Origin of the sequence: Pikeienuella sp. (assembly GCF_046290545.1) — a bacterium.
Classification (GTDB): domain Bacteria; phylum Pseudomonadota; class Alphaproteobacteria; order Rhodobacterales; family Rhodobacteraceae; genus Pikeienuella.
Genome location: NZ_JBKAGV010000002.1, coordinates 29872 through 46332, shown reverse-complemented (window position 1 = coordinate 46332; position 16461 = coordinate 29872). Strand labels below are relative to the sequence as shown.

At 70.4% G+C, this 16461-nt stretch carries 19 protein-coding genes; 10 read left to right on the top strand and 9 right to left on the bottom strand.

Going from position 1 to position 16461, the window contains the following annotated elements; genetic code table 11:
* Positions 1 to 30: 30 nt before the first annotated feature.
* Positions 31 to 1824: a flavin-containing monooxygenase gene (locus tag ACE37J_RS00620; protein WP_409705412.1), complete on the bottom strand. Its 1794-nt coding sequence runs from the start codon at positions 1822 to 1824 to the stop codon at positions 31 to 33.
* Positions 1825 to 1908: 84 nt separating this feature from the next.
* A complete protein-coding gene (locus tag ACE37J_RS00615) occupies positions 1909 to 3078 on the bottom strand; it encodes an alpha-D-ribose 1-methylphosphonate 5-triphosphate diphosphatase (RefSeq protein ID WP_409705409.1) in 1170 nt (389 codons plus the stop codon).
* Between the two features lie 111 nt (positions 3079 to 3189).
* On the opposite strand from ACE37J_RS00615, the gene ACE37J_RS00610 reads away from it, so the two are divergent.
* Genes ACE37J_RS00610 through phnE form a run of 3 tightly spaced genes read left to right on the top strand, consistent with a single transcriptional unit; the run spans position 3190 to position 5613 of the window.
* Entirely contained in the window at positions 3190 to 4041 is an 852-nt protein-coding gene (locus ACE37J_RS00610; protein ID WP_409705406.1) for a PhnD/SsuA/transferrin family substrate-binding protein, read from the top strand.
* Positions 4042 to 4043: 2 nt separating this feature from the next.
* On the top strand, positions 4044 to 4817 hold the full coding sequence (locus ACE37J_RS00605) for a phosphonate ABC transporter ATP-binding protein (RefSeq protein ID WP_409705403.1): 774 nt from the start codon (positions 4044 to 4046) through the stop codon (positions 4815 to 4817).
* A complete protein-coding gene (gene phnE / locus ACE37J_RS00600) occupies positions 4810 to 5613 on the top strand; it encodes a phosphonate ABC transporter, permease protein PhnE (protein WP_409705400.1) in 804 nt (267 codons plus the stop codon). Before ACE37J_RS00605 ends, phnE begins: the two co-directional genes overlap by 8 nt.
* Positions 5614 to 6213: 600 nt before the next feature.
* Here phnE and ACE37J_RS00595 read toward each other — a convergent pair.
* From ACE37J_RS00595 to ACE37J_RS00570, 6 genes are read right to left on the bottom strand one after another with little or no spacing between them, the layout of a single operon-like run.
* Positions 6214 to 6789 (bottom strand): 2-hydroxychromene-2-carboxylate isomerase, encoded by a 576-nt coding sequence (locus tag ACE37J_RS00595; protein ID WP_409705397.1) that lies wholly within the window; start codon positions 6787 to 6789, stop codon positions 6214 to 6216.
* A gap of 1 nt (position 6790) precedes the next feature.
* Positions 6791 to 7513 (bottom strand): SDR family oxidoreductase, encoded by a 723-nt coding sequence (locus ACE37J_RS00590; protein ID WP_409705394.1) that lies wholly within the window; start codon positions 7511 to 7513, stop codon positions 6791 to 6793.
* A complete protein-coding gene (locus tag ACE37J_RS00585) occupies positions 7510 to 7806 on the bottom strand; it encodes a DUF1330 domain-containing protein (RefSeq protein WP_409705391.1) in 297 nt (98 codons plus the stop codon). Before ACE37J_RS00585 ends, ACE37J_RS00590 begins: the two co-directional genes overlap by 4 nt.
* 10 nt (positions 7807 to 7816) lie before the next feature.
* Positions 7817 to 8596, bottom strand: coding sequence for an SDR family oxidoreductase (locus ACE37J_RS00580; RefSeq protein ID WP_409705388.1), 780 nt, complete (start codon positions 8594 to 8596; stop codon positions 7817 to 7819).
* Positions 8597 to 8624: 28 nt separating this feature from the next.
* Positions 8625 to 9038 carry a VOC family protein gene (locus ACE37J_RS00575; protein ID WP_409705384.1) on the bottom strand — a complete coding sequence of 138 codons (414 nt, stop codon included), beginning with the start codon at positions 9036 to 9038 and terminating at the stop codon, positions 8625 to 8627.
* On the bottom strand, positions 9035 to 9532 hold the full coding sequence (locus ACE37J_RS00570) for a DinB family protein (protein WP_409705381.1): 498 nt from the start codon (positions 9530 to 9532) through the stop codon (positions 9035 to 9037). The genes ACE37J_RS00575 and ACE37J_RS00570 overlap by 4 nt, the downstream gene beginning before the upstream one ends.
* A 72-nt stretch (positions 9533 to 9604) precedes the next feature.
* Here ACE37J_RS00570 and ndk point away from each other — a divergent pair, with 72 nt between their 5' ends.
* The gene (ndk, locus tag ACE37J_RS00565; protein ID WP_409705378.1) at positions 9605 to 10027 is read left to right on the top strand and encodes a nucleoside-diphosphate kinase; all 423 of its coding nucleotides are present in this window, start codon (positions 9605 to 9607) and stop codon (positions 10025 to 10027) included.
* Between the two features lie 46 nt (positions 10028 to 10073).
* Here the strand turns inward: ndk and ACE37J_RS00560 are convergent, their stop codons facing one another.
* Positions 10074 to 11015, bottom strand: coding sequence for a DUF6635 family protein (locus tag ACE37J_RS00560; protein ID WP_409705375.1), 942 nt, complete (start codon positions 11013 to 11015; stop codon positions 10074 to 10076).
* 125 nt (positions 11016 to 11140) lie between these two features.
* Here ACE37J_RS00560 and ACE37J_RS00555 point away from each other — a divergent pair, with 125 nt between their 5' ends.
* The 6 genes from ACE37J_RS00555 to ACE37J_RS00530 all read left to right on the top strand — a co-directional run bounded on the left by ACE37J_RS00555 (position 11141) and on the right by ACE37J_RS00530 (position 16430).
* On the top strand, positions 11141 to 11626 hold the full coding sequence (locus ACE37J_RS00555) for an acyltransferase (protein ID WP_409705372.1): 486 nt from the start codon (positions 11141 to 11143) through the stop codon (positions 11624 to 11626).
* 149 nt (positions 11627 to 11775) lie between these two features.
* The gene (locus tag ACE37J_RS00550; protein ID WP_409705369.1) at positions 11776 to 12006 is read left to right on the top strand and encodes a hypothetical protein; all 231 of its coding nucleotides are present in this window, start codon (positions 11776 to 11778) and stop codon (positions 12004 to 12006) included.
* Positions 11993 to 12736 carry a glucose 1-dehydrogenase gene (locus tag ACE37J_RS00545; RefSeq protein ID WP_409705366.1) on the top strand — a complete coding sequence of 248 codons (744 nt, stop codon included), beginning with the start codon at positions 11993 to 11995 and terminating at the stop codon, positions 12734 to 12736. Before ACE37J_RS00550 ends, ACE37J_RS00545 begins: the two co-directional genes overlap by 14 nt.
* Positions 12737 to 12740: 4 nt before the next feature.
* Positions 12741 to 14153 carry an AMP-binding protein gene (locus ACE37J_RS00540; protein ID WP_409705363.1) on the top strand — a complete coding sequence of 471 codons (1413 nt, stop codon included), beginning with the start codon at positions 12741 to 12743 and terminating at the stop codon, positions 14151 to 14153.
* The gene (locus tag ACE37J_RS00535) at positions 14146 to 15213 is read left to right on the top strand and encodes an acyl-protein synthetase (protein ID WP_409705360.1); all 1068 of its coding nucleotides are present in this window, start codon (positions 14146 to 14148) and stop codon (positions 15211 to 15213) included. Before ACE37J_RS00540 ends, ACE37J_RS00535 begins: the two co-directional genes overlap by 8 nt.
* A complete protein-coding gene (locus ACE37J_RS00530; protein WP_409705357.1) occupies positions 15177 to 16430 on the top strand; it encodes an acyl-CoA reductase in 1254 nt (417 codons plus the stop codon). The genes ACE37J_RS00535 and ACE37J_RS00530 overlap by 37 nt, the downstream gene beginning before the upstream one ends.
* The last annotated feature ends 31 nt before the right edge of the window (positions 16431 to 16461 follow it).

Here is a 16461-nt window from a genome sequence, read left to right as displayed (position 1 = left end):
GGCGGGCGTGAGGCCGCCCCTCACTAACCCTCACCCCTTGTGATGCGTCTCCTGCAAGCCATAGACCGGCGTCGCGACCCCCTCCATCCGCGCCTTCAGCTGGAGCGAGAGGTAGAGCGAGTAATGGCGGGACTGATGGAGGTTCCCGCCGTGGAACCAGAGGCCGGGCTGCTGCGTCGGCTTCCACATGTTGCGGAGCTCGCCCTCCCACGGCCCCGGGTCCTTCGTCGTGCCGGAGCCCATGCCCCAGACCTTTCCCACCTTGTCCGCCACTTCCTGGGAGATCAGTTCCGCCGCCCAGCCGTTCATCGAGGCGTAGCCGGTGGCGAGGACGATGAGGTCCGCCGGCAGCTCCTCCCCGTCCACGACGACGCCGCCCGCCGTGATCCGCTCCGTCTTGCCGACCTTCAGCTTGATCTTCCCGTCCGCGATCAGCTCCGAGGCGCCGACGTCGATGTAGTAGCCGGAGCCGCGGCGGAGATACTTGCAGAAGAGGCCGGAGCCATCCTCCCCGAAATCGAGGAGAAAGCCGCGCTTCTCCAGCCGCTCGTAAAGGTCCGCATCCCGCCGCTTCATCTCCGCATAGACCGGAATCTGGATATCCGGCAGAATCCGGTAGGGCAGGGAGGCGAAGATCATGTCGGCCATATGCGTCGTCACGCCCGCCGCCAGCGCCTTCTCCGAATAGAGATCGCCGAGGGCCAGCTCCATCAGCGTCTCCGACCGCGCGATGTGGGTGGAGGTCCGCTGCACCATCGTCACGTCCGCGCCGTTCTCCCAGAGGTCGGCGCAGATGTCGTGCGCGGAGTTGTTGGAGCCGATCACGACGGCCCTCTTCCCCTTCCAGGCGTCGCCGCCCGGATGATTCGAAGAATGGTGGATCGTCCCCTTGAAGTCCTTCATCCCCGGAATGTCGGGGATGTTCGGGACCGAGGACATGCCGGTGGCGAGCACCAGCTGCTTCGGGCGGAGCGTGACGGGTTTCCCCTCCCGCACCACGCGCACCTCCCATTCGCCCTTTGCCTCGTCATAGCGCGCGCCCTCGCAAAGCGTGGAGGACCAGTAGTTGATCTCCATGATCTTCACGTAGCTCTCGAGCCAGTCGCCCAGCTTGTCCTTCGGGGCGAAGACGGGCCAGTGATCCGGGAAGGGGAGATAGGGCAGGTGGTCGTACCAGACCGGGTCATGCAGGCAGAGGGACTTGTAGCGGTTCCGCCATGAATCGCCCGCGCGCGGGTTCTTCTCGATCACCAGCGTCGGCACGTCGAGCCGGCGGAGCCGCGCGGCGAGGCCGATGCCGCCCTGCCCGCCGCCGATGATGACGACATAGGGCTGGTCCTGATAGCCGAGCCGGGCCTGCTCCTCCTCCCGCTTCTCCTTCCAGGTCTTGCGGTTCGGGTCCGCGTGGTGGGAGACGCCCTGCTCCCGCTGCGGGCCCTTCCGCTCCTCGAAGCCCTTCAGCTCGCGGAGCGTGGTGAGGAGGGTGAAGGCCCCGTCCGCGGTGAGGCGGAGATGCCCTTCGCCGCGGCCCGCCGCCGTCTCGAACTCGATCCAGCCCTCGGTCGTACCGTCCGCCTCTGTCGCGTCGCCGACGAGGCGAAAGCCGCGGGGCTTCGCGGCCGGAAGCGTCTCGCGCAGCATCGCCTCGATCTCGGCGCGGCCTTCCAGCGTCTTCAGGTTCCAGGTGAGGCTCACGAAATCCCGCCAGAAGCCGGCGGGGGCGAAGAGCGCTGCGGCCGCCGCCGCGTCCTCTTTCGCCAGCGCGTCGTCGAGCTGCGCCAGCCATGTCGTTATCTTCCCCGTGGGCGATTGCACGTCCATCATTTCCTCCGCGTCGCGCGGCCGGCTTGGCGCCGACTCGCTTCTGACGCGAAGGATAGGGGATTTTTCGCCGCAGGCGCGCGGAAATCAGCCCCCTGCGCGCGCGAATCCTGCGGCATAGACGAGATTTCCGGCGGAGAACGCCGCCTCCACCCGCGCCCGCCCGCCTGCGAAGGAAAGCGCCAGCACATCCCCCCGCAGCCCCGGCGCGAGGCGGCCCCGGTCGGTCAGCCCGAGCGCATTCGCCGGCCCGGACGAGACGAGCGCCCAGGCGGAGCCGAGGCCGCACAGGTCCGGCCCCGCAAGGCGGGAGGCGGCGAGGAGTGGAGCGGGGTAGAAATAGTCCGAGGCGAGGGCGGAGCAGAGCCCCGCCTTCGCCGCCTCCTCCGCCCCGAGCGCGCCGATATGGCTGCCGCCGCGCAGCACGTTCGGCGCGCCGAGCACGGTCGGCTCCCCGGCGGAGACGGCCTCCGCCGCCGCCTCCCGCGTCAGCGGAAACTCGCTGACCCCGATCCCGAGCGCGCGGTGGCGCGCGCGCTCCGCATGCGTCTTCTCGTCATGGGCGAGGCGGGGGACGCCGAGTTCGGCCGCGCGGGCGGCGATGCGCGCGACGATGGCGGGGCTCTCCGCCATCCGCGCCTCGATCCGGGCGACGAGCGCCATGTAGGCCTCCACCGACATGCCGGCACGCGCCGCGTATTTCGGGATATCGCGGCCCATCCGCGCCTCGAATTCCGGCGCGTCCGGGGCCGGGGCCTTCACCATGCCGGTGAAATGGTCGTTGAAGGCGATGGCGGGCGTCGGGTCGAGTTCGAGCCACGCCTCCACCTGCTCCGCCGCGTCGAGCGCCATCACCTCCCAGCGGATCTGCACGCGGAGATCGGTCAGGAGCGCGGGGCGGAGCCGTTCGAGCGCCCCGATCACGTCGCGCGCCGTCTCGAGGCTGCGGAGGCCGGGCTCCCAGGAAATCGTCAGAGCGAGATAGGCGGTGGTGATGCCGTTCGCGGCGCATTGGCGGTCCGTCTCGATCAGCGCGGTCTCCACGTCGAATAGCACGCCGGGGCGGGGGGAGAGGTTGCGCTCGAACCCGTCGCCATGCGCGTCCACGATGCCGGGGACGAGGACGAGCCCCGCCGCGTCGAAGGCGCGGGCGCCGGGCGCCGCGGCCTCGGCGATGCGCCCGCCCGCGAGCGCAAGGGGCCGCGCCTCCAGCCCGGCTTCGCCCAGAACCCGCCCGCCCGTCAGCATCCAGTCCATCTGTCCGTCCCTCTGTCGCACAACCGCAACAATCCCGTCGCCGCGATGTCGCGTGACGGGTCTATCGGCGGAATGCGTCATTCATGTCACGCCCGCAAGAAAGGCCGGTCCATGCTCAAACACGCCGCCGCCGCAGCCGTCGCGCTCTTCGCCTTCGCCGCCGCCGCCGAGCCGCTGCGCTTCGCCGTCACCGATATCGAGGGGATGGAGCAGCTCACGCAGGAATTCGGCGCCTTCGAAGCCGAGATGGAGGCGATCACCGGCCTCGAGTTCGAGCTCTTCGCCGTCTCCTCCCGCACCGCCGCGGTCGAGGCGATGAATGCAGGCCAGGTCGATTTCGTGCTGACCGGCCCGGCCGAATACGTCGTGATGAAGGAGCTGTCGGACCCGATCATCGTCGTCGGCTGGCAGCGGCCGGACTATTTCGCGCAGGTCGTCACGCTCGCGGGCGGTCCTGTGAAGACGCTCGAGGAGCTCAAGGGCGGGATCGTGACCTTCGGCTCCGTCGGCTCCACGTCCCAGCATCTCGGGCCCGCGCAGGCGCTGACCGATCTCGGCCTGAAGCTCGGGGAGGATTACCAGCCCCAGATCCTCAACCGCAACGTCGCGGTCGAGGCGCTGATCCGCGGGGACGTGCAGGCCATCGGCATGAATTTCGGCCACCTGAACGCGATCCGGGAGAAGTTCCCGGATGTCGCCTTCACCGTCCTCGCCCGCGGGCGCGACCTGCCGAACGACATCCTCGTCGCCCGGAAAGACGTGGACCCGGAGGCGCTCGCCAAGGTGAAGGCCGCCTTCGCCGACGAAGGCCGGCGCCTGCTCGACGCCGTGCTGAAGGGTGAGGACAACCAGAAGTTCAAGGGCGGGTTCTTCCTCACCGAGATCGACGACGCCGATTACGACTATGTCCGGTCGATGTACCGGACCATCGGCGTGGACACGAACGCCTTCGTCGGCGACTGAGCTTGGCGCTCGACGAACCCCGCGCCGTCGCGGCCGAAGCCGCGGCGGCCTGTCGCCTGACCGGAATCGCCCTCTCCCGCGGGGGGCGGCGCGTTCTTGACGGGCTCGATCTCACCGTCGGCGCTGCGGAGCGGGTGGCGCTGATCGGGCCGAACGGGGCGGGCAAGACCAGCCTTCTCAACGCGGTCGTCGGCCTCGCGCCGATCACCGCCGGCAGGGTGGAAGCGCTCGGCCGCGATCTCGCGGGAAGCGGGGCGCGGGCGGCGGTGCGGGGGGAGACGGGATATGTCTTCCAGCGCCACGCCCTCGTGAAGCGCCGCACGGTGCTTTCAAACGTCCTCCACGGCCTTCTCCACCGCCCCGGCGCCTGGCGCGCCTGGTCCGCCATGCTCGCGCCCGAGGCGTGGCGGGAAGAGGCGATGGAGGCGCTCGCGGAAGTCGGCCTCGCGGACCGGGCGGCGGACCGGGCCGACCGGCTATCCGGCGGGCAGGCGCAGCGCGTCGCCATCGCGCGGGCCCTCGTCCGCCGCCCCCGCCTCGTGATCGCGGACGAGCCGACCGCGAGCCTCGACCCGGCGGCGGGGCGGGAGGTGATGTCCCTCTTCTCCCGCATCGTCGCGAAGCGCGGCGTCGCGCTCCTCTTCACGACGCACGACATGGCGGACGCGCTCGCCTATGCCGACCGGGTGGTGGCGCTGAAGGGCGGGCGCATCGTGCTGGACCGCCGCGCGCCGGAGGTGCGGCCGGGCGAGCTCGAAGCGGTGTTCGATGGCTGAGCGGCGCTTTCCCGCCCCGCCGGGCCGTTTCGCGGGGCTCTCGCCCCTGAGCTTCGTCCTCCTCGTCGCCGCGGCGGCGCTGGTGATCGCCTCGCTGGGGGATGTCTCGCCCTCGCCGCAGCGGCTGGCGGAGGGCGGCCCGCGCATGGCGCGTCTCGTCTCCCGGATGCTGCCGCCCGATCTCGACCCGGAATTTCTCGCCCGGATCGGCCTCCGCATCGTCGAGACGCTCCAGATCGCGCTGATCGGTACGCTTTTCGGCGTGATCCTCTCCTTCCCCTTCGCCTACGCCTCCGCCCGCGGGGTGACGCCCTTCGGCCCCTTCGCCTTCCTTTTCAAGGCGGTGGTCTCCTTCGCCCGCACGGTGCCCGATCTCGTCTGGGCGCTGATCTTCGTCTCGGCCATCGGCCTCGGCGCCGTGGCGGGGACGATGACGATCATGATGGACACGCTCGGCTTCTGCGGCCGCTTCTACGCCGAGGCGATGGAGGATGCGGAAGAGGAGCCGCGCGAGGCGCTGACCGCCTTCGGCGCCTCCCGCTTCGGGGTGCTGATGGGCGCAGTGCTCCCCGACGCCATGCCCTCCATCATCGCGACGACGCTCTTCGCGCTGGAAAAGGCCGTGCGCTCCTCCGTCGTCCTCGGCCTCGTCGGCGCGGGGGGGATCGGGCAGGAGCTGAAGACGGCCTTCGACCTCTTCCAGTACGAGAAGGCGTCGACCATCATCCTCGCGATCTTCGTCGTGGTGCTGGGGATGGAATGGGCGACGGACCGGCTGCGGCGGCTGCTGCGGTAGGGTCAGCCGACCCCTGCGCTGGCTCCGCCAAGACCTCGCGCAGCGTACGCGCGAGGGCGTTGTCAAGTTGGGACAGCCGGTTCCTCACCAGATCGAGCGGGCTATCTTGCGGCTCAAGGTATGCCCATCGGATGCGCTCGTATCCTTCTGGGCGCCCCGGTTGCTTTACTCCCGCAGGAGCCCAGCCATAGGTTTCGAAGGCGTGATAGCGCAGCGAACCGGCCAGTGGGCCGTCCTTGTCCGAGAAGCTGGCGAGCCATTCGGGCATGAGAACGAGGTTGGCCAGGCGGCAATATGCGTCCGGGTCCTTCGCGGCGGTCCAGACATGGGCAACTGTCCATCCGGTCGGATGAGCCGAACGGAGGATGCCATGGGTCCAGAGGAGCGACCAGCGGGGCGTTGTGTTGCTGTCGAGCACGAGCCGCATCTCACCCTTCGTCTCTATCTGGCCCCGCCGCCGGTGGTCACGGATCGAGGGTAGAACTGGTCCGTCCACCGCATGGACAACGCCCGGGTGCGGCAGAAGGCAGTATGACGAGACGAGTGGCGCGAGCAGCTTCGCCGCAGCCGATCCGGCAGGAGGGGGCGGCAGGCTCAGCTTCACCCCTTCGCGTCCTCGATCACCCAGTCCACTCGGTCGTTCCCGAAATGCATCCGGTCGCCGACGAAGAAGGTCGGCGCGCCGAAGGCCCCGCGCGCCACCGCCTCCTCGGTGTTGGCCTTCAGCCGGTCCTTCACCGCCTGATCCTCCGCGAGGCTGAGGATCGCGCGGCTGTCGAGCCCCGCGCCTTCGAGCGCGGGGGAGATCACGTTCGGGTCGGAGATCGCCTCCCCCCTTCCGAACATCGCCTCGTAGACGGCCTTCACATAGGCGGGGAAGCGTTCATCCCCTTCCAGCGCGGCGGCGGCGCGCATCGGCAGGATCGTGTTGAGCGGGAACCCCTCCGCGAAGCGGAGCGGGACGCCGTAGCGCTTCGCCCAGCGGCGCATGTCGTCCGTCATCCACTTGCCCTTGGCGGGAATCATGACGGGGGAGGCGTTGCCCGTCGCCTTGAAGACGCCGCCGAGGAGGAAGGGCCGGAGCGTCACCTCCCCGGCTTCCTCCAGCCGGTGAAGCTGGGTCCAGGCGAGGTAGGCGGCGGGGCTGCCGAAATCGAAGAAGAACTCGATCTTCATGTCAGAAACTCTCGATGGCGGGGCGAAGGTCCATTTCGTGCGTCCAGGCGGTGCGGGGCTGGTTGTGGAGCATCCAGTAGGTTTCCGCGATGTCCTCGGGCGAGAGGAGGCCGCCCTGATCCTTGAGCGCGTATCGCTCCGGGAACATCTCCCGGATGAAGGCGGTGTCGATGGCCCCGTCGATCACGACATGGGCGACGTGGATTCCCGTCGGCCCGAGCTCGCGCGCCATGGATTGCGCCATGCCGCGGAGCGCGAACTTGGCGGAGGCGAAGGCGGCCCCGTGCGCATAGCCCTTCACGCTCGCCGAAGCGCCGGTGAGAATGATCGTGCCGCGCCCGCGCGGAGCCATGCGGAGCGCGGCCTGCCGGCAGACGAGATAGCCGGCATAGGCCGCCATCTCCCAGATCTTGCGAAACTTCCGCTCCTCCAGCTCAAGGAAGGGGAAGCGCGCATTGGCCCCGATGTTGAAGACGCAGATCTCCACGGGCCCGACCTCCCGCTCCACCGTCTCGAAGAGGTCTGCCATCGCCCCCTCGTTCCGCGCATCGGCGCCGAAGGGCCGGCAGGCGCCGCCCGCCGCCTCGATCTCCGCCCGGAGCGGCTCAAGCGCCTCCGCCCGCCGCCGCACGGGGCAGGCGACATAGCCGCCCGCGGCGAAGCGGCGGGCGACCGCCGCCCCCGTCGCGTCCCCCGCGCCGACGACGACGGCGGCGCCCTTCACGGATCGTAGCCCTCGATGATCGTGAACTGCGCCTCCCCGGCGCCGTCGCGCAGCTTCTTCGCCGCCTGGTAGACGTCAGAGTGGTAGCATTCGAGCGCGGCCTCGTAGGAGGGGAATTCCGCGACGACGAGGCGGAGCCCGTCCGGCTCCCCCTCCACCACTTCGCTCCGTCCGGCGCGGACGATGAACTTCCCGTCGAAGGCGCCGATCGCGTCCCCGCTCACGGAGCGATACTTGGCGTATTGCTCCGGGTCGGTGACCTTGACGCGGGCGATCAGGTAACCCTTGGCCATCGCTCTCTCCTCAGAAGGCCGCGTTGTGCAGGCCGCCATCCATCAGGACGCCCTTGCCGGTGATGTAACCGGCATGGACCGAGCAGAGGAAGGCGCAAGTCTGCCCGAATTCTTCCGGCTGGCCGAACCGCCTCGCGGGCACCGTCGCGGCGCGGGCGGCCTCGATCTCCGCGATGGGCGTTCCCGTCATCTCGGACTGCTTGACGAGGCCGCCGCGCAGCCGGTCCGTGTCGAAGAAGCCGGGCTGGATCGAGTTGATCGTCACGTTATGCGCCGCGACGGAGCGGCAGACCCCCGCGAGAAAGGAGGTGAGCCCCGCCCGCGCGCCGGAGGAAAGGTCGAGCCCGAAGATCGGCATGACGACGGAGGCCGAGGTGATGTTGACGATCCGCCCGAACTTCCGCTCGCACATCCCGTCGATCACATGCTGGATCATCTCCAGCGGCGTCGCGAAATTCTGCGTCACGCCTTCGAGCAGCGCCTCGCGGTCCACCTGCCGGAAATCGCGGAGCGGCGGGCCGCCGTTGTTGTTCACGAGGATGTCGGGCTCCGGGCAGGCCGCGAGCAGCGCCTCCTGCACCTTCCGGTCCGAGACGTCCCCGGCGACGGGCGTGACCTTCGCGCCGGTCTTCTCCGCGATCTGGCGCGCCGTCTCCGCCAGCCGCGCGGCGTCGATCCCGTTCACCACGACCTCGACGCCGTTCTCCGCCAGCGCCTCCGCGCAGGCGCGGCCGAGCCCGCGATTCGAGGCGCAGACAATGGCCTTGCGGCCGGAAATCCCGAGATCCATGCGTTTCCCCTTGTCGTTCCCGTCGTTTCTAGTCTTTTCCGTCGAACCACAGCCGCGGTTCGGCGAATTCCAGCGAATTGCCCGCCGGGTCGCGAACGTAGAGCGACCGGGCGCCGTTCGGCCACCGGAAATCCGCCTCGATGGCGATTTCGGCCGCTTCGAGCCGCAGGCGCCAGCCGTCGATTTCCTCCGCCGTCGCCGCGAGGCAGAGATGCCCCGCCCCGCGCGCGCCATGCGGCGGAACTGGCAGCGCGCCGCCCCCCTGACCCTCCGTCGCGCGCGGGTCGAAGACGAGGAGGATCGCGCCGGCGCAGCGGAAGAAGACATGGGCCCCGTCTTTCCTGAGAACGACTTCGAGCCCGAGAACGCCGGAATAGAACGCCTCCGCCGCCTCGAGGTCCTCGGCGTAGAGCGCGGCTTCGAGAATCGCCGGGCTGCTCACGCCGCCTCGCGCTGCCAGAAGAGGAGATCGAGCGGCGGAGCCTCGCGCCCCGCCGCGGTCAGCATCTGATGGCACTGGCCGCGGTGATGCGTCTGGTGGTTGAAGACATGGGCGAGCGCCGGGGCGAGCGCCTGCGTGACCGGCTCCGGCGAGGTGACGCGGACATAGGTGAAGGTCCGCGCGAGATCGTCATCCGAAAGCCCGGCGACGAAGCGGACGATCCGCCCGTCCATCGCCTCCCGCGCCGTGCGGAGCGCGCCGAATTCGGCGAAGGGAAACTCGTCGAGCCGCTGATGCGTCTCGCCCTCCCCGTTGAAGCGGTTCATCCAGATCCGGTCCGCGACCAGAAGGTGATTGAGGGTGTTGTGCAGCGAGCCGAAGAAGGCGCCGGCCGGCGCCTTCCGCGCCGCATCCTCCATCCCCGCCGCCGCGTCGCAGAGGCGGCGATTCGCCCATGCGTTGTAGGCGGCGAACATCTCGAAATGCGCTTTCACGGAGGGGCCTCCCATGATAGGCGACGCGCCGAAACGAACCCGGGCCCAGCCCCAACGAAGGACAGATTCCCCATGGCGATCCAGCGCACGTTCTCCATCATCAAGCCGGACGCGACCGCGCGCAACCTCACCGGCGCGATCAACGCGAAGCTGGAGGCCGCAGGCCTCCGCATCATCGCGCAGAAGCGCATCCACCTGACGAAGGCGCAGGCCGGCGAGTTCTACAAGGTCCACGCCGCGCGGCCGTTCTATGACGAGCTCTGCACCTTCATGTCCTCCGCCCCCATCGTCGCGCAGGTTCTGGAGGGCGAGGACGCGGTGGCGAAGAACCGCGAGGTGATGGGCGCGACGAACCCGGCCCAGGCCGACGAGGGCACGATCCGCAAGGAATTCGCCCTCTCGATCGGGGAGAATTCCGTCCACGGCTCCGACGCGCCGGAGACGGCGGCGGAGGAGATCGCCTATTTCTTCTCCGGCCTCGAACTGGTCGGTTGAGACAGACGGTTGCGGGCCGCCTCGGAGGCCCGCGACGCAGAACGGGTCAGAGCCGCATGGCTCCCATTCCGGCGTCGACAAGATCGAAGAGTCTCGCGACGTAGTGCTCTCTCGCGGCGAAGCCGCCCCCGCGCCCCTCTACGAATTCCTGCTCCATCGCGTCGATCAGGCGAAGAAGCCTGCGGCGATGGAGGCCGAGCGCGCGCTGCGCCGGGTCCGCCAGCACCCCGGCGAAGGCGGCGAAGACCGCGGCTCCGCCCATCAGCCCCGCCGTCGTGCCCGCCACCAGTGCGGGGGAGGCGGCGGCGGGCATGAACCCGTACCAGACCGAGCCCGCCGCCGCGCCGAGCGGAAAGGCGGAAATCGCCGCGCTCTGCGCCATCGCCGCGGCGACGGCGGGCCCGAGGGTCAGCGCGCCGGGCGTCAGCTGATGAAGGGCGGCCGCGCCGGCGCCGAGCGTGGCCAGCGCCGTCGTCATCTCCGCAACGGCTGAGCGCGTCCCGGCATAGGCGGCGAGGATGGTGTCGAGCTTCGCCGTGGGCGCGCCGCCCGCGGCGAGGAGCCGGCGCACCGAGGGGTCGCGGGCGATGGTCTCCGCCAGCGCGTCCCCGCCGCCCGCGGCGCCGGCGGGCAGTTCGAGAAGCTCGGCGAGGATCAGCGCCCGGACGCGGCGCATCACGTCCGTCTCCAGCATCACCTGCCGCGCGCCGAGCCACTCCGCCGTCCGCCGCCGCCCGGCGGCGCGGGCCCCTGCGGCGGCGAGCCGGGCGCCGACATGGACGGGGGCGAGGGCGATGTTGGCCGGCGCGCGCGCGATGTCCCATCCGAAGGCGGCGCGATGAAGCCGGAGCGAGCCGCGCAAGGTGAACCAGCGGTCGACGAAGGGATCGACCCGCGCGCGCCGGTCCGCGAAATAGCGCTGCGCGGCGGCGACCACCGCCGCGCGGATTTCCGCCCGCTCCGTCTCGTCCGCTTCGTTCTCCGACATGCCGCGCATATGGCCCGGCGCGCCCGCCCGCGGAAGGGGGCGACGCGCCGCGGCGTTTGCCCGCGAGGGGGGTTCGTGCTACCGCGAGCGCGGTTTCACCGGAGGCGAGGGGAGGGCGTGACGTCGTGGGGGACAATGTAAGGCGCGGCTTCCTCGCGCGGATCAAGAAGGAGCTCCGGCCCGCCTTCATGTATGCGCGCGTGTGGATCCTGCGGAACCTCTGGGGCATGCATATCGGGAAGGACTGCATGATCTCCTTCTCCGCCAAGCTGGACACGACCTATCCCCGCGGGGTCCGCATCGGGGACCATACCGCCATCAGTTTCGGCGCGGTGATCCTGACCCACGATTATGTTCGCGGCATGCACCGGGACACCGTGATCGGCCGGGAATGCCAGATCGGCGCGCGCAGCTTCATCTTCCCCGGCGTGACGATCGGGGACAATTGCATCGTCGCGGCGGCGAGCGTTGTGATGCGCGACGTGCCGGCCAACTCCATCGTTTCCGGCAATCCTGCGCGCGTGATCGAGAAAGACATCCGGACGGGCCGCTGGGGCAAGCTGATCCTCGAGGAATCCGGGCCGGCGACAGGCTCCGGCGCGGATTCTTGACTGCCGGGGGCCGGTATGATTTCACGAGGCGCGCCGCTTCGACGCGGATATGAAGCCCAGACGCGGCCGTGCGTTCATCGTCCTGAAATGTTCGGGCGCCAGCGTCGCCGGCGTCTTGGGCGCGGGCTTCGACTCGAAAGGAAATGGCGATGCGCGAACGGGTTCTGAAGGCCTTCGAGGAAGCGTTTGACGTGCCGGCCGACATCGATACGGCTACGCTCGTCTATCGCGACTACGAACCCTGGACGTCGATCGGCCACATGATGCTCGTCGCCGCGCTGGAGGCGGAGTTCGACATCATGATGGAGACTGACGACATCCTCGCCATGAGCGACTTCGAGAAGGCGGTCGCCATGATGGAAAAATATGCCGCGGCCTGATCTCGAAGGCCGCGTCGCGCTCGTCACCGGCGCCTCGCGCGGCATCGGCCTCGCCATAGCCGCCCGTCTGGCCGGCGCGGGCGCGCATGTCGTGATGACGGCGCGGCGGGTCGACGAGGCGGCGCTCGGCGCGGTCGCGGCGGCGGGCGGGCCGGCGCCGACGGCGATCGAGGACGATATCGGGGAGGCGGATTTCGCCCGGTCGCTCGCGAAGCAGGTCTTTTCCACGCACAAGCGGCTCGACATCCTGGTGAACAACGCCGGCGTGATGCGCGCGGGCATGCTGGGCATGACGAAGGACGCCGACATCGAGGAGACGATGCGCGTCAACCTCCTCGGCGCGATCCACCTGACGCAGGCCGTCGCGCGGCTGATGGCGCGGACGGGGGGCAGCATCGTCAACATCTCCTCCATCATCGGCGTCCGCGGGCAGGCCGGGCAGGTGGCCTACGCCGCCGCCAAGGCCGGGCTGATCGGCGCGACGCTCGGCGCGGCGAAGGAGCTGGCGCCGAAGAACGTGCGCGTGAACGCGGTCGCGCCCGGCTTCATCGAGACGGAGATGACCGCCGCGCTGGGCGACGCGGTGCGGGCGGAGACCCTGGCGCGGGTCGGCCTCGGCCGGGCGGGCACGCCGGAGGATGTGGCCGATGTCGTCCTCTTCCTCGCCTCCGATCTTTCCCGCTACGTCACGGGGCAGGTGATCGGCGTCGACGGCGGCATGGTCATCTGAGCCGATGGCGGCGGCGGACCCGAGCTGCGGCGGCCTCCTCCCCCTCCTTCCCGAACGGGAGGGCGCGCGGGCGCTCGGGGACGATACGGGGCTCCGGCTCACGCGCGGAGAGTTGCGGGAGGCGGCGCTGTCGCTCGCGGCCCGGATGGAGCCGGGGGAGGGAAAGCGGCTCGTGCTCCTCCTCGCGCCGAACGGGGCGGGGGCCGTCATCGGCCTTCTCGGCGCGCTGGCGGCGGGCCATGCGGTCGCCCTCGCCGATCCGGGGCTGGACCCGGCGAAGCTGGCCCGGCTGGAAGGCGCCTACAGGCCGGATTTCGCGCTCTCCCCTTCGCCCGAAGGCGAAGCGGCCCCCGGCATGGCGCTGGCGCGGCGGGAGGGCGGCGCGCCGATCCGCGGCGCCGCGTCCGTGCTCCTCTCGACCTCCGGCACGACCGGCAGCGCGAAGTTCGTGCGGCTGGCCGCCGAAGCGCTTGCCGCCAATGCGCGGCAGATCGGCGCGGCGCTCTCCATCGAGGAGAGCGATGTCGGCGTCGGCCATCTCGCGCCGCATTATTCCTACGGGCTCTCCGTCGTCACCTCGCATCTCGTCGCCGGCGCCGCGGTCTGGATGACTTCGGGGTCGCTCGTCTCGCCCGAGTTCTGGCCGGCGGTCGCGGCGGCGGGGGGCACGCATTTTCCGGGCGTGCCCTTCCACTACACGGTGCTGGCGCGGTTCGGGCTCGCCGCCGTTCCGCCTTCGGTGCGGACCTTCACCCAGGCGGGCGGCGCGCTCGACCGACGGTTCCTCGCCAAGGTGGCGGACGAGGTTTCCGCCCGCGGCGGAAGGTTCTTCGTCATGTACGGGCAGACGGAGGCGGCGCCCCGGATGACGACGCTGCCGGCGGAGCGGCTGGCGGAGAAGCCGGGCTCGGTCGGCCCGGCGCTTCCCGGCGGGCGGCTCTCGATCCTCGACGAAGCGGGCGCGGACCTGCCGCCCGGCGAGGCCGGCGCGGTGGCCTACGAAGGGCCGAACGTGATGCTCGGCTACGCCGAAACGCGCGCAGACCTCGACCGGGGGGACGAGCAGGGCGGGCGGCTGCTCACCGGCGATCTCGGATTCCTCGACGAAGAGGGCTATCTTCACCTCACGGGGCGCAGCCAGCGCTTCGCCAAGGTCGCCGGGCTCCGGCTCAGCCTCGACGAGATCGAGCGGCAACTGGAGCCGCCCTGCCTCGTCGCCGCCCTGGAGAAGGGGGAGAGCGTGATCGTGTTCCACGAGGAAGGCTTCGAGGAGCCGCTGAAGGCGCAGGCGAAGCGCCTCGCCGCCGAATACGGCGTCCCCGCCGCCAGCTTCCGGCTCCGGGCGCTGCCCGCCCTGCCGCTCAAGCCGAGCGGCAAGGTGGATTATGCGCGGCTGAAGGCCGAAGCCGATGTTTGAGGAGCTTCTCGCCCGCGCGCCCTTCTCCCTGAAGCAGGCGGAGAAGGAGGAGATGATGCTCGGCGCGATGAACGACCTCGCGGCGCGGCACTACGCCAATTGCCCCGGCTACGCGCGGATCGTCGACGCCGCATGGGGCGGGCTCAGGCGGTGGGAGCGGCTGGCGGATTTTCCGTTCCTCCCCGTCACGATCTTCAAGGAGCAGGAGCTCGCCTCCTCCACCTCCCGCGCCATCGTCATGCGGTCGAGCGGGACGACGGGGCAGGTGCCGAGCCGGATCGTGGTGGATGACGAGACGGCGGGGCGGCAATCGGCGGCTCTGGTGGCGACCTTCCGGCATGTGCTCGGGGAGCGGCGGCTCCCCTTCCTCGCCATCGATTCGAAGAGCGTCCTGGTGGAGACGGGGCTGACGGCGCGCGGGGCCGGCGTGCTCGGCATGATGAAGTTCGGGGCGAAGACCGTCTTCGCGCTCGACGCCGCGCTGGAGCCCGATCTCGACGCGATCCGCCGCTTCGCGGCGGCGAACGGCGGCGCGCCCTTCCTGATCTTCGGCTTCACCTTCCTCGTCTGGTCCAAGCTCTATCAGGCCTTCGCGGACGGGGAGATCGACCTCTCCAACGCGGTGCTCGTCCATTCCGGCGGCTGGAAGAAGCTCGAATCCGAGAAGGTCTCGAACCCGGAATTCCGTGCGGCGCTCGGCCGGCGTTTCGGGATCACGCGCATCTACAACTTCTACGGCTTCGTGGAGCAGATCGGCTCCGTCTTCCTCGAAGGGGAGGACGGGTTGCTCTACCCGCCGAACTTCACGGACGTGATCGTGCGCCGCCCCGGCACATGGGAGCCGGCGGAGATCGGGGAGGAGGGCGTGATCCAGACGCTTTCGCTGCTGCCGACCTCCTATCCCGGCCATTCCGTGCTGACGGAGGATATCGGCGTGATCGAGACGGTGGATGCGGGCGCGGGCGGCCGGCTCGGCAAGGCGCTGCGCATCATCGGGCGGGCGCCGAAGACGGAACTCCGCGGGTGCAGCGACGTCGTCGCGGCGAGCGTCGCGGCGTGAGCGACGGGATCGAGATCTTCGGGCCGGGCGGCGGCGCGCTGTCCCGCGAGGCGCTGGCCGAGCGGCTGGAGGCGGGGCGGCTCCGTCTCGCCGCGCCCTTCTCGCCGGCGCGCAAGGCGCTCGTGGCCGGCGTCGCGGAGCGGATCCTCAGGGGCGGCGGCTTCTCCCCCGCGGTGACGCATTTCGGCTTCTGGACCCGCGCCGCCGCCCTCGCCGCGCTTGAGAAGGGCTTCATGGCGCGGCTCGCGCCGGACGTGCAGGCGCGCCCGCGCGGCCTCGCCTTCCACCTGCCGCCCCAGAATGTGGAGACCGTGTTTCTCTATTCCTGGGCGCTCGCCTATCTCGTGGGCGCCGCGAATGTCGTGCGGCTGCCGGCGGAGATGAGCGGGGAGATGCGCCGCGTGCTCGACCTCTTCCTCGATGCGCTGGCGGAGGAAGGCGAGGGCTCCCAGCTTTTCCTCACCTATCCTTCGGGCTCCGATCTCGGCGCCGCGATCTCCGCCCTGTCGGACGTGCGGCTCGTCTGGGGCGGCTCGGCCAAGGTGGCGACCTTTGCGTCGCTTCCGCTCCGGGATGGCGGCAAGTCCCTGTCCTTCGGAGACCGGTTCTCGTTTTCCGTGCTCGATGGCGCCGCGCTCGCCGCGCTCGACGCGCCGGGGCGGGACGCGCTGGCGGCGCGGCTCAGGAACGATGTCTTCGTCTTCGACCAGATGGCCTGCGCCTCCCCCCATAACATCTACATCGTCGGGGAGCGGGCAGCGCATCTCGAAGCCGCGGAAGCGTTGATGGCCGCGCTCTCCGGCGCGGCGGCGGCGCGCGGCTATGCCGTCGAAACCGGCCATGCGATCCGCAAGATGGTCTCCGCCTTCTCCGCCGCCGCCGCTGGCGAGGCTGAAAAGGTGGACTGGGCGGACCCGATCGTGACCGCGGTGGTGGACCGTGAGGCGGCGCGGCGGGAGAGCCGTGTCGGCGGCGGCTATCTGCGCCTCGCCTTCATCCCGGGGCTTGAGGCGCTGCCCCCGCTCGTCCGCCCGCACGACCAGACCATCACGCATTTCGGCTTCGCGCCGGAGGCGGTCCGGGCGGCCGCCGCCGCGCTCGGCCCCTATGGCGTCTCGCGCTGGGCTCCGGTCGGCGCCGCGCTCGATTTCGATTTCGTCTGGGACGGTTACGACATCCCGTTCGAACTCGTCCGCTGCGTCCGCATCCAGTGCTGAAGGCTGGGGCAGGGCGCACGCCCGCCCCGGC

Excerpts from the sequence above, each read along its gene's own strand:
- ACE37J_RS00610 (WP_409705406.1), top strand. The coding sequence starts at position 3,190 with ATGCTCAAACACGCCGCCGCCGCAGCCGTCGCGCTCTTCGCCTTCGCC.
- ACE37J_RS00620 (WP_409705412.1), bottom strand. The coding sequence starts at position 1,824 with ATGATGGACGTGCAATCGCCCACGGGGAAGATAACGACATGGCTGGCG.
- ACE37J_RS00585 (WP_409705391.1), bottom strand. The coding sequence starts at position 7,806 with ATGGCCAAGGGTTACCTGATCGCCCGCGTCAAGGTCACCGACCCGGAG.
- ACE37J_RS00550 (WP_409705369.1), top strand. The coding sequence starts at position 11,776 with ATGCGCGAACGGGTTCTGAAGGCCTTCGAGGAAGCGTTTGACGTGCCG.
- ACE37J_RS00535 (WP_409705360.1), top strand. The coding sequence starts at position 14,146 with ATGTTTGAGGAGCTTCTCGCCCGCGCGCCCTTCTCCCTGAAGCAGGCG.
- ndk (WP_409705378.1), top strand. The coding sequence starts at position 9,605 with ATGGCGATCCAGCGCACGTTCTCCATCATCAAGCCGGACGCGACCGCG.
- ACE37J_RS00560 (WP_409705375.1), bottom strand. The coding sequence starts at position 11,015 with ATGTCGGAGAACGAAGCGGACGAGACGGAGCGGGCGGAAATCCGCGCG.
- ACE37J_RS00615 (WP_409705409.1), bottom strand. The coding sequence starts at position 3,078 with ATGGACTGGATGCTGACGGGCGGGCGGGTTCTGGGCGAAGCCGGGCTG.
- ACE37J_RS00545 (WP_409705366.1), top strand. The coding sequence starts at position 11,993 with ATGCCGCGGCCTGATCTCGAAGGCCGCGTCGCGCTCGTCACCGGCGCC.
- phnE (WP_409705400.1), top strand. The coding sequence starts at position 4,810 with ATGGCTGAGCGGCGCTTTCCCGCCCCGCCGGGCCGTTTCGCGGGGCTC.
- ACE37J_RS00595 (WP_409705397.1), bottom strand. The coding sequence starts at position 6,789 with ATGAAGATCGAGTTCTTCTTCGATTTCGGCAGCCCCGCCGCCTACCTC.
- ACE37J_RS00540 (WP_409705363.1), top strand. The coding sequence starts at position 12,741 with ATGGCGGCGGCGGACCCGAGCTGCGGCGGCCTCCTCCCCCTCCTTCCC.
- ACE37J_RS00580 (WP_409705388.1), bottom strand. The coding sequence starts at position 8,596 with ATGGATCTCGGGATTTCCGGCCGCAAGGCCATTGTCTGCGCCTCGAAT.